Raw genomic sequence first — 10,050 nt, forward strand, 5'->3', positions numbered from 1 at the left:
CTCTGGCTAAGGTTCAGCAGGTGACCTGTGGGAGCGGGCGTGCCCGCGAAGAGGCCGGCGCGGTATCAAAGCCTTACACTGGCAAATGTCGACTCGTTGCGCGCCTGGCTCAGGGCCGCCATCGGCCCGCTGTGCGGCGACAGGGTCATGGCCTGCGGAATCGGCATCATGGCCACCTGCTGCGCGGTGTTGGAGCCCACGCGCTCGTCACGCGGCGGAATACCGAAGTACTCGCGATAGCACTTGGAGAAGTGCGGGGTCGACACGAAACCGCACACCGATGCCACTTCGATGATCGACATCGGCGTCTGCTTCAGCAACTGCCGCGCACGGATCAGGCGCAACTTCAGGTAGTAGCGCGAAGGTGAGCAGTGCAGGTACTTCTGGAAAAGGCGCTCCAGCTGACGCCGCGAAACCGCCACATAGACCGCCAGTTCGTCCAGGTCGATCGGTTCCTCCAGATTGGCCTCCATCAACGCGACGATTTCCTGCAACTTCGGCTGGTTGGTGCCAAGCATGTGCTTGAGCGGCACACGCTGGTGGTCCTGCTCGTTGCGAATACGCTCGTAGACGAACATCTCGGAGATCGCCGCCGACAGCTCGCGGCCGTGATCACGGCTGATCAGGTGCAGCATCATGTCCAGCGGCGCGGTGCCACCGGAGCTGGTGAAGCGGTTGCGGTCAAGGGTGAACAGGCGGGTGCTCATGTTCACCCGCGGGAAGGCTTCCTGCATCGCGGCCAGGCATTCCCAGTGCACGCTGCAATCGAAGCCGTCGAGCAGGCCAGCGCAGGCCAGTGCCCAACTGCCGGTGCACACGGCGCCCAGCCTGCGCGACTGACGGGCCTGGGCTTGCAGCCAGGTGACGTGTTCACGGGTGACGGAACGCTGGATGCCAACACCACCACAGACAATCACGGTGTCGATAGGCGGAGCATTGCTGATGGCGGCATCCGGTGTGATTTGCAGACCATCGCTTGCCCACACTTGGCCGCCATCGATGGTCAGCGTGTGCCAACGATACAGCTCACGGCCAGACAGCTGGTTGGCCATGCGCAGCGGCTCGACCGCCGATGCCAGGGAAATCAGGGTGAAATTGTCCAATAGAAGAAACCCGATGGACTGGGGTGTTGTGCGGTTCTGGGTTGGATTCCCGGAGGTGTACGACGTCATCGCGATTTCTCCTCACACAAATGCAGGGTGTGCCTCAGGCGGGCACTTACTTCTTGTTATGACCCCTCGGTCATTTTCCGGGGGTAGGCTTGCCAATCTCAACGCAAACGCCGTGCCTAAACTTGAACGGCCATCCAAAAAAACCTGAAAACGACGCCTTTATTGGGCATTTCAAGTGCTTGCATCGTGTTGGCCAGTCGTCCAGAACAGGCGAGCTAGCGCGTTGCCTGTAACGGTTGAGCAGTTTAGTGACACGCGCCGCGTGGGTTTCCCAGAAGCGACACCCTTAAGTGTCACCGACAACGCCCACACTGATCGCGACATCCGACGATCGGTAGGCGGGGCGCCCATCACCGCACCATAAAGAGGCATAGGCGGTTGTGTTGCACCTGCATCAGCCTCAAGGGCCTCTTCGCGGGCAAGCCCGCTCCTACAGGGATTGCACAGTTCCTGTAGGAGCGGGCTTGCCCGCGAAGAGGCCCAGAAGGTCAGTTCAGGAAATCAGCACTCGATAGCGCTGACCGCCAGACCGCCGCGCGAGGTCTCTTTGTACTTGTCGTGCATATCGGCGCCGGTATCGCGCATGGTGCGGATTACCTGGTCGAGGGAAATGAAGTGCTCACCATCGCCGCGCAACGCCATCTGCACCGCGTTGATGGCCTTCACCGCAGCAATCGCGTTGCGCTCGATGCAGGGCACTTGCACCAACCCACCAACCGGGTCGCAGGTCAGGCCAAGGTTGTGTTCCAAGGCAATTTCAGCGGCGTTCTCAACCTGTGGCGGGGTGGCGCCGAGCACTTCGGCAAGCCCCGCTGCGGCCATCGCGCAGGCCGAGCCGACTTCCCCCTGGCAGCCCACTTCGGCGCCAGAGATGGAGGCGTTCTTCTTGCACAGGATGCCCACAGCGGCGGCAGCCAGGAAGTAATCGACAACGCTGGACTCATCCACCGCATCGCTGAATCGCATGTAGTAATGCAGTACCGCCGGGATGATGCCTGCCGCGCCGTTGGTAGGCGCAGTCACCATGCGCCCGCCGGCGGCGTTTTCTTCATTGACCGCCAAGGCGAACAGGTTGACCCATTCCATGGCACTCATGGTCGAGCCGATCACGTTGGGCTTGCCGATTTCCTGCAGGCTGCGGTGCAGCTTGGCGGCACGGCGGCGCACGTTCAGCCCGCCGGGTAGCGTGCCCTCGTACTTGAGGCCGTTGTTGACGCATTCCTGCATGGCTTCCCAGAGCTTGTGCAGGCCAGCGCGGATGTCTTCCTCGCTGCGCCAGACCTTCTCGTTGGCCATCATCAATTGCGACACGCTGAGGTCGTTTTGCTTGCACAGGCGCAGCAGTTCGGCGGCGCTGTTGAAGTCGTACGGCAACACTGTCTGGTCAGCATCCAGCACACCGCTGGCGGCTTGGGCTGCATCGACCACAAAGCCGCCACCCACCGAGTAATAGGTGTCGCGGTGCAACTCACCCTGCTCGCCTTCGGCAATCAGGGTCATGGCGTTGGGGTGATACGGCAGGTTCTCGTCCAGCAGCAGCATGTCGCGGGCCCAGATAAACTCGATGGGCAAGCGGCTATCCAGCTGCAGGGTGTTGGTTTCGCGCAGGTCAGCGATACGCGGCACGATCTGGGTCGGGTCAATGGCGTCCGGCCACTCGCCCATCAGGCCCATGATGGTGGCGTTGTCGGTGCCATGACCAATACCGGTGGCCGACAGCGAGCCATACAGGCGCACTTCGATCCGTTTTACACGCTCCAGCTCACCGCGTTCGCGCAGGCCCTGAACGAACAGGGCGCCAGCACGCATGGGGCCGACGGTGTGGGAGCTGGAGGGCCCGACACCGATCTTGAACAGGTCGAACACGCTGATGGCCATTGTCGAATCACCTCTTGCTGGGCTTGTCTCTGCGCGCCATGCGCAGGGCGGGGTAGCTGCTAGGCTCAAACAGCGGGCCGCCTTGAATGCCAGCATCATCGGGCTTTTACCGCCCACCTCGCCGTCTGCAACCGACGTACTTTTGTCCAGCAGCGCCGCGCTGTTCTCAACCAGAAACTGCGCCCACCGCGCCGTTTTCCAGCGGCCTGGTGACGCAAAAATGCGTACGAGGGGGTGGAAAAATCCATAAGCGACATCGCCCATACTGGATACGACCCGTTCCGTACTGGATACGACCCCACCAGTAGGCGATTGCCCGGCGCTGGAGGATTATCGAAAGCGACTCGTAAAGCACGGCCACGCATCCTGCCCTCTGCAGGCCTGGTCGACCGGACCCTCAGAAAGCCCGGCGACCCACGCGAACCCGAAGACAATATCTCAGGAGTCCATCCATGAAAGGTTCACCCTCGCTGTTGCTGGTTGCGTTACTGTCCGCGCCATTGCTGGCCCAAGCAGCCGAACCCGAGCAATGTCAGACTGTGCGCTTCTCCGATGTCGGCTGGACCGACATCACAGTCACGACCGCGACCACCAGCGTTGTGCTCGAAGCCCTGGGTTACAAAACCCACACCACCATGATCTCGGTACCGGTGACCTACAAGTCGCTGGCCACCGGCAAGGACCTGGACGTGTTTCTCGGCAACTGGATGCCGACCATGGAGAACGACATCAAGCAGTACCGCGATGCCGGCACGGTAGAAACCGTGCGCGCCAACCTGGAAAACGCCAAGTACACCCTGGCAGTCCCCCAGGCGCTGTACGACAAGGGCCTGAAGGATTTCAGCGACATACCCAAGTTCAAGAAGGAACTGGACGGCAAGATCTACGGCATCGAACCGGGTAACGACGGCAACCGCACCATCCAGAGCATGATCGACAAGAACGCCTTTGGCTTGAAGGACGCCGGTTTCAAGATCGTGCAGTCCAGCGAGGCGGGCATGCTGTCGCAAGTTGACCGCGCGCAGAAACGCGGCGAGGCATTGGTGTTCCTGGGCTGGGAGCCACACCCGATGAACACCCGCTTCAAGATGCAGTACCTGACCGGCGGGGACGACTTCTTCGGCCCCGACTTCGGCAAGGCGACCGTGCTGACAAACACCCGCAAGGGATATACGCAGGAATGCAGCAACGTTGGCCAACTGCTTAAGAACCTGTCGTTCGAGCTCAAGGATGAAAGCACCATGATGGGCTATGTCCTGGACGACAAGATGAAACCCGAGGCCGCCGCCAAGAAATGGATCAAGGACAACCCAGGGAAGCTGGATGCCTGGCTGGCCGGCGTTACCACCGTGGATGGCAAACCTGGCCTGGAGGCGGTCAAGGCCAAGCTTACGCAATAACGAACTACGCAGTAGCGCTACCTCGGGGCAGGACCGTGCCTGCCCCGGGTTGATTTCAATCTATGCAGGTGGAAGCTCGCTATCATGCTTATCGATCAGAAAATACCCCTGGGCCAGTACATCGCGTCGTTCGTCGAATGGCTGACCCAGAACGGCGCGAATTACTTCGACGCCATCGCGCAAGGCCTGGAGTTCATGATCCATGGCGTCACCAGCGCCCTGACTTTCTTCAACCCGTTCGTGCTTATCGCCCTGTTCGCCGCCCTGGCGCATTTCATACAGCGCAAGTGGGCACTGACCGCATTCGTCGCCCTGTCGTTCCTGCTGATCCTTAACCTGGGTTACTGGCAGGAAACCATGGAGACCCTGGCGCAGGTCACCTTCGCCACAGTGGTATGTGTGGTGATCGGCGTGCCACTGGGCATCCTCGCCGCGCACAAGCCGATGTTCTATACCGCCATGCGCCCGGTGCTCGACCTGATGCAGACGGTGCCCACCTTCGTCTACCTGATCCCAACCCTGACCCTGTTCGGCCTGGGCGTGGTGCCGGGGCTGATCTCCACCGTGGTGTTCGCCATCGCCGCGCCCATTCGCCTGACCTACCTGGGTATCTGCGACGTGCCGCAAGAGTTGATGGACGCCGGCAAGGCCTTTGGCTGCTCGCGTCGTCAGCTGCTTACCCGTATCGAACTGCCGCACGCGATGCCAAGCATCGCTGCCGGTGTCACTCAATGCATCATGCTGTCGCTGTCGATGGTGGTCATTGCCGCCCTGGTTGGCGCTGATGGCCTGGGCAAACCTGTGGTCAACGCACTGAACACCGCCGATATCTCCCTGGGCTTCGAAGCGGGCCTGGCGATCGTGCTGCTGGCAATCATGCTCGACCGTATCTGCAAGCAACCGGAACTGCCGGTAAGGGGTGAGGCATGAGCATCATTCGTTTCGAAGACGTCGACGTCATCTTCTCCAACAAGCCGCGCGAGGCACTGGCGCTGCTGGACCAAGGCCAGACCCGCGAGCAGATCCTCAAGCAGACCGGCCTGGTGGTGGGTGTCGAAAAGGCCAACCTCGATATCAACAAAGGCGAGATCTGCGTGCTGATGGGCTTGTCTGGCTCGGGCAAGTCGAGCCTGCTGCGCTGCATCAACGGCCTCAACACCGTCAGCCGTGGCAAGTTGTTCGTCGAGCACGAAGGCAAGCACATCGACATTGCCAACTGCTCCGCGGCCGAGCTGAAGATGATGCGCACCAAGCGCATTGCCATGGTGTTCCAGAAGTTTGCCCTGATGCCTTGGCTGACGGTGCGCGAGAACATCAGCTTTGGCCTGGAAATGCAGGGTCGCCCGGAAAAGGAACGGCGCAAGCTGGTCGACGAGAAGCTTGAGCTGGTGGGCCTGACCCAGTGGCGCAACAAGAAGCCGGATGAGCTTTCTGGCGGCATGCAGCAGCGCGTGGGCCTGGCCCGGGCGCTGGCGATGGATGCCGACATCTTGCTGATGGACGAACCGTTCTCGGCCCTGGATCCACTGATCCGCCAGGGCCTGCAAGATGAGCTGCTTGGCCTGCAGGCCAAGCTGAGCAAAACCATCGTGTTCGTCAGCCACGACCTGGACGAGGCGCTGAAACTCGGTACCCGCATTGCGATCATGAAAGACGGTCGGATCATCCAGTACAGCAAGCCGGAGGAGATCGTGCTGAACCCGGCCGACGAATACGTGCGCACCTTCGTCGCCCATACCAACCCGCTGAACGTGCTGTGCGGGCGCAGCCTGATGCGCAGCCTGGACAATTGCAAACGGGTCAATGGCTCGGTGTGCCTGGACCCAGGTATCGATTCGTGGCTGGACCTTGGCGAAGGCGGCGCGCTCAAGCGTGCACGCCAGGGCCAGAACGGGCTGGACATGCAGAGATGGGCACCGGGGCAAGATGTGGAGCTGCTGGAACGCAGGCCGACCGTGGTGCACGCTGACATCGGCATGCGTGAGGCACTGCAGATTCGTTATCAAACCGGCAACAAGCTGGTGCTGCAGGATAACGACAGGGTGGTGGGGATACTTGGGGATACCGAGCTTTACCACGCGCTGCTCGGCAAGAACCACGGTTGAGGCAATGGGGGCCGCTTCGCGGCCCTTTCGCGACGCAAGGCCGCTCCCACAAGGCCTGTGCCAGGCTTTAGATGTGGACGGCGACCTTCAGTGCTTCCAGCGCCGGCTCGACCTGGATGCCCAGCACTGCCCCCAGCTCCATTACCCGGGGTTGGTGGGCGGGTTTGCGGTGATGATGTTTCTCGATACCGCGCTAGGCTGAGGCTGAACACCGGCCTGTGGGAGCGGCCTTGTGTCGCGAATGGAGGGCAAAGCCCTCCCGGCAATCTGTCAGCGAACGACGATCCCGCGCGAAGCCATGTAGGCCTTGGCCTCCGGCACTGTGTACTCGCCAAAGTGGAAGATGCTGGCCGCCAACACCGCGCTGGCATGCCCTTCCAGGATGCCGTCTGCCAGGTGCTGCAGGTTACCCACCCCCCCCGAGGCAATCACCGGAATCCCCAGCGCATCACTGATAGCGCGGGTAACGCCCAGGTCGAAGCCGTTCTTCATGCCGTCCTGGTCCATGCTGGTCAGCAAGATCTCGCCAGCGCCCAGGCCTTCCATCTTCTTCGCCCACTCGACCGCATCCAGCCCAGTCGGTTTGCGCCCGCCGTGAGTGAAAATCTCCCAGCGCGGCGCTTCACCTGGCCCGGACACTTTCTTGGCATCGATGGCGACAACGATGCACTGCGAACCGAAACGGTCCGCCGCCTCGCCGACAAACTCTGGGTTGAACACTGCGGCGGTGTTGATCGAGACCTTGTCGGCGCCGGCGTTGAGCAGGTTGCGGATGTCCTGCACGGTCCGCACGCCACCCCCTACCGTCAGCGGGATGAACACCTGGCTGGCCATGCGCTCGACGGTATGCAAAGTGGTGTCGCGGCCATCGACGCTGGCGGTGATGTCGAGAAAGGTGATTTCGTCAGCACCTTGCTCGTCGTAGCGACGGGCGATTTCCACCGGGTCGCCGGCATCACGGATGTTCTCGAACTTGACGCCCTTGACCACCCGGCCGTTGTCCACGTCCAGGCAAGGGATAATGCGCTTGGCCAGTGCCATGGTTCAGTCCTCAGCCTTGGTAGTTGTCACAGAAGGCCTGGGCCTCAGCGACATCCAGGGTGCCTTCGTAGATGGCACGGCCGGTGATGGCGCCGATGATGCCCGGGGCCTTGGCGTCCAGCAGCGCCTTGATGTCGCCCAGGTTGTGAATGCCGCCCGAGGCGATCACCGGGATACGGGTGGCTTCAGCCAGTGCCTTGGTGAAGGGCACGTTGCAGCCCTGCATCATGCCGTCCTTGGCGATGTCGGTGTAGACGATCGCCGATACGCCATCGGCCTCGAAACGCTTGGCCAGGTCGATGACCTGCACCGAGCTCACTTCGGCCCAACCGTCGGTGGCGACGAAACCGTCCTTGGCGTCCAGGCCGACGATGACCTTGCCCGGGAAAGCTTTGCACGCTTGAGCAACGAACTCGGGCTGCTTGACGGCCTTGGTGCCGATGATCACGTAGCTGACGCCAGCCTTGACGTAGTGTTCGATGGTTTCCAGCGAACGGATACCGCCGCCGATCTGGATCGGCAGGTTCGGGTAGCGCTTGGCGATGGCGGTAACCACTTCACCATTGACCGGCTGGCCTTCGAAGGCGCCGTTGAGGTCGACCAGGTGCAGGCGGCGGCAGCCACCCTCGACCCACTTGGCAGCCATGCTCACCGGGTCGTCGGAAAATACCGTGGAGTCTTCCATGCGGCCCTGGCGCAGGCGCACGCAAGCACCGTCCTTCAGATCGATAGCGGGGATAATCAGCATCTTGGGAACCTGTCTATTTGTTGGGTTTCAGGGCTTCTCGAGTGCCCACAGGTCGCTTTCGATGCTCTCGAACCGCTCCTTGAGGTGCAGCTGAACATCGGCAATCGCCCTGTTGTAGTAATGGGGTGCAATCTCTTTGCTGAACAGCTCGAGGACCTCGGCCACCTCGAACGACCCCAACTGCAGCTCGAAGCGGTCTTCGAGAAAACGCTTCAAGGTGTCGAGCGCTTCGCGCTCCTGCTCGGGGGCCAGGGTGATGGTCGGGGCCTTGGTCTTCGACCTGCTCATTTACCAGCGCCCGTCCCAGGCGATGAAGTTCTGCAGCAGCTGCAGGCCATGGGTATGGCTCTTCTCCGGGTGGAACTGCACGGCAAAACGCGAACCGTCGGCCAGCGCTGCGGCGAAGTCGACGCCATAGTGACCGCGTCCCACCACCTGGCCCGGCTTGCCGGCATTGATGTAGTAGCTGTGCACGAAGTAGAAACGTGCGCGGTCAGGGATGTCGTGCCACAGCGGGTGGTCGATGGTCTGGCTGACTTCGTTCCAGCCCATGTGCGGCACCTTCAGGTGCTCGCCCTCTTCTTGCAGGTCTTTGCCGAAAAAGCGCACCTGGCCAGGGAACAGCCCAATGCAGTCGACGCCGGTGTTTTCCTCACTGTGCTCGAGCAGCGCCTGCATACCGACGCAGATGCCGAGGAACGGGCGGTCCTGGCTGACTTCGCGCACCAGGCTGTCGAAGCCCAGACGGCGGATTTCGGCCATGCAGTCGCGAATCGCGCCCACGCCCGGGAACACCACACGGTCGGCCTCGCGGATCACTGAGGCATCGCTGGTCACCAGCACTTTACCGGCACCTACGTGCTCAAGCGCCTTGGCCACCGAGTGCAGGTTACCCATGCCATAGTCGATTACGGCTACCGTTTGCATTTACAGGCACCCTTTGGTGGAAGGCATCTGCCCGGCCATACGCTCGTCGAGGGTGATGGCCATGCGCAGGGCACGGCCGAACGCCTTGAATACGGTTTCGATCTGGTGGTGGGTGTTGTGGCCACGCAGGTTGTCGATGTGCAGGGTTACCAGGGCGTGGTTGACGAAGCCCTGGAAAAACTCCTGGAACAGGTCGACATCGAAGCCGCCAACGCTTGCACGGGTATACGGCACGTGCATCTGCAGGCCTGGGCGGCCAGAGAAGTCGATGACCACGCGTGACAGCGCTTCGTCCAGCGGCACGTAGGCGTGGCCGTAGCGGAAGATACCTTTCTTGTCACCGATAGCTTGGGCGAATGCCATGCCCAGGGTGATGCCGACGTCTTCGACGGTATGGTGATCGTCGATATGCGTGTCACCCTTGCACTCGATATCCAGATCGATCAGCCCATGGCGGGCGATCTGGTCCAGCATGTGTTCAAGGAAAGGCACACCGATATCGAATCGGGCCTTGCCACTGCCATCGAGGTTGATCGAGCACTTGACCTGGGTTTCCAGGGTATTGCGCTCGACGGAAGCCTTACGTTCGACCATCACCAGCTCCGCAAAATCATTGGGCGAAAAGGGTTTCATTATAGGCCCAGAACGCGCCAGCTTGAAACGCGGATGACATATGGCAAGGCCAGGTTTTACGCTGGCTGGATGCTGCTACAGGTCTATACAACTGCGTAATGGGGGCTGCTTTGCAGCCCATCTCGACACAAGGCCGCTCCCACAGG

The 10,050-nt window shown here is 61.4% G+C and carries 11 protein-coding genes; 4 read left to right on the forward strand and 7 right to left on the reverse strand.

What is annotated here, in order from left to right; all coding sequences use genetic code 11:
- Positions 1 to 65: 65 nt before the first annotated feature.
- Both ACF8Q6_RS11805 and ACF8Q6_RS11810 read right to left on the reverse strand, forming a co-directional pair.
- Positions 66 to 1,172, reverse strand: coding sequence for a GlxA family transcriptional regulator (locus ACF8Q6_RS11805; protein ID WP_011953240.1), 1,107 nt, complete (start codon positions 1,170 to 1,172; stop codon positions 66 to 68).
- A gap of 501 nt (positions 1,173 to 1,673) precedes the next feature.
- Positions 1,674 to 3,050, reverse strand: a complete 1,377-nt coding sequence (locus tag ACF8Q6_RS11810; RefSeq protein WP_392491402.1) for an L-serine ammonia-lyase — start codon at positions 3,048 to 3,050, stop codon at positions 1,674 to 1,676.
- A 452-nt stretch (positions 3,051 to 3,502) separates the two neighbouring features.
- Here ACF8Q6_RS11810 and ACF8Q6_RS11815 point away from each other — a divergent pair, with 452 nt between their 5' ends.
- The 4 genes from ACF8Q6_RS11815 to ACF8Q6_RS11830 all read left to right on the forward strand — a co-directional run bounded on the left by ACF8Q6_RS11815 (position 3,503) and on the right by ACF8Q6_RS11830 (position 6,757).
- The gene (locus ACF8Q6_RS11815; RefSeq protein ID WP_010951661.1) at positions 3,503 to 4,450 is read left to right on the forward strand and encodes a choline ABC transporter substrate-binding protein; all 948 of its coding nucleotides are present in this window, start codon (positions 3,503 to 3,505) and stop codon (positions 4,448 to 4,450) included.
- Between the two features lie 81 nt (positions 4,451 to 4,531).
- The gene (gene choW, locus ACF8Q6_RS11820) at positions 4,532 to 5,380 is read left to right on the forward strand and encodes a choline ABC transporter permease subunit (protein WP_172830946.1); all 849 of its coding nucleotides are present in this window, start codon (positions 4,532 to 4,534) and stop codon (positions 5,378 to 5,380) included.
- Positions 5,377 to 6,555, forward strand: coding sequence for a choline ABC transporter ATP-binding protein (gene choV, locus ACF8Q6_RS11825; RefSeq protein WP_003255727.1), 1,179 nt, complete (start codon positions 5,377 to 5,379; stop codon positions 6,553 to 6,555). Before choW ends, choV begins: the two co-directional genes overlap by 4 nt.
- A gap of 73 nt (positions 6,556 to 6,628) precedes the next feature.
- Positions 6,629 to 6,757 (forward strand): hypothetical protein, encoded by a 129-nt coding sequence (locus tag ACF8Q6_RS11830; RefSeq protein WP_392498832.1) that lies wholly within the window; start codon positions 6,629 to 6,631, stop codon positions 6,755 to 6,757.
- A gap of 68 nt (positions 6,758 to 6,825) precedes the next feature.
- On the opposite strand, the gene hisF is transcribed toward ACF8Q6_RS11830, so the two are convergent.
- From hisF to hisB, 5 genes are read right to left on the reverse strand one after another with little or no spacing between them, the layout of a single operon-like run.
- Positions 6,826 to 7,596, reverse strand: coding sequence for an imidazole glycerol phosphate synthase subunit HisF (gene hisF, locus ACF8Q6_RS11835; RefSeq protein WP_003255729.1), 771 nt, complete (start codon positions 7,594 to 7,596; stop codon positions 6,826 to 6,828).
- Positions 7,597 to 7,606: 10 nt separating this feature from the next.
- Positions 7,607 to 8,344: a 1-(5-phosphoribosyl)-5-[(5-phosphoribosylamino)methylideneamino]imidazole-4-carboxamide isomerase gene (gene hisA, locus ACF8Q6_RS11840; protein ID WP_054903415.1), complete on the reverse strand. Its 738-nt coding sequence runs from the start codon at positions 8,342 to 8,344 to the stop codon at positions 7,607 to 7,609.
- 27 nt (positions 8,345 to 8,371) lie between these two features.
- Complete coding sequence (locus ACF8Q6_RS11845) at positions 8,372 to 8,632, reverse strand: DUF2164 domain-containing protein (RefSeq protein WP_003255734.1); 261 nt, start codon at positions 8,630 to 8,632, stop codon at positions 8,372 to 8,374.
- Positions 8,633 to 9,271, reverse strand: coding sequence for an imidazole glycerol phosphate synthase subunit HisH (hisH, locus tag ACF8Q6_RS11850; RefSeq protein ID WP_014589369.1), 639 nt, complete (start codon positions 9,269 to 9,271; stop codon positions 8,633 to 8,635).
- Positions 9,272 to 9,865, reverse strand: coding sequence for an imidazoleglycerol-phosphate dehydratase HisB (gene hisB / locus ACF8Q6_RS11855; RefSeq protein WP_003255736.1), 594 nt, complete (start codon positions 9,863 to 9,865; stop codon positions 9,272 to 9,274).
- Positions 9,866 to 10,050: the final 185 nt, after the last annotated feature.

The sequence above is a fragment of the Pseudomonas sp. GLN_2 genome (assembly GCF_043106005.1).
Taxonomy (GTDB): domain Bacteria; phylum Pseudomonadota; class Gammaproteobacteria; order Pseudomonadales; family Pseudomonadaceae; genus Aquipseudomonas; species Aquipseudomonas alloputida.

Excerpts from the sequence above, each read along its gene's own strand:
- ACF8Q6_RS11805 (WP_011953240.1), bottom strand. The coding sequence starts at position 1,172 with ATGACGTCGTACACCTCCGGGAATCCAACCCAGAACCGCACAACACCC.
- ACF8Q6_RS11810 (WP_392491402.1), bottom strand. The coding sequence starts at position 3,050 with ATGGCCATCAGCGTGTTCGACCTGTTCAAGATCGGTGTCGGGCCCTCC.
- ACF8Q6_RS11815 (WP_010951661.1), top strand. The coding sequence starts at position 3,503 with ATGAAAGGTTCACCCTCGCTGTTGCTGGTTGCGTTACTGTCCGCGCCA.
- choV (WP_003255727.1), top strand. The coding sequence starts at position 5,377 with ATGAGCATCATTCGTTTCGAAGACGTCGACGTCATCTTCTCCAACAAG.
- hisF (WP_003255729.1), bottom strand. The coding sequence starts at position 7,596 with ATGGCACTGGCCAAGCGCATTATCCCTTGCCTGGACGTGGACAACGGC.
- hisA (WP_054903415.1), bottom strand. The coding sequence starts at position 8,344 with ATGCTGATTATCCCCGCTATCGATCTGAAGGACGGTGCTTGCGTGCGC.
- ACF8Q6_RS11845 (WP_003255734.1), bottom strand. The coding sequence starts at position 8,632 with ATGAGCAGGTCGAAGACCAAGGCCCCGACCATCACCCTGGCCCCCGAG.
- hisH (WP_014589369.1), bottom strand. The coding sequence starts at position 9,271 with ATGCAAACGGTAGCCGTAATCGACTATGGCATGGGTAACCTGCACTCG.
- hisB (WP_003255736.1), bottom strand. The coding sequence starts at position 9,865 with ATGGTCGAACGTAAGGCTTCCGTCGAGCGCAATACCCTGGAAACCCAG.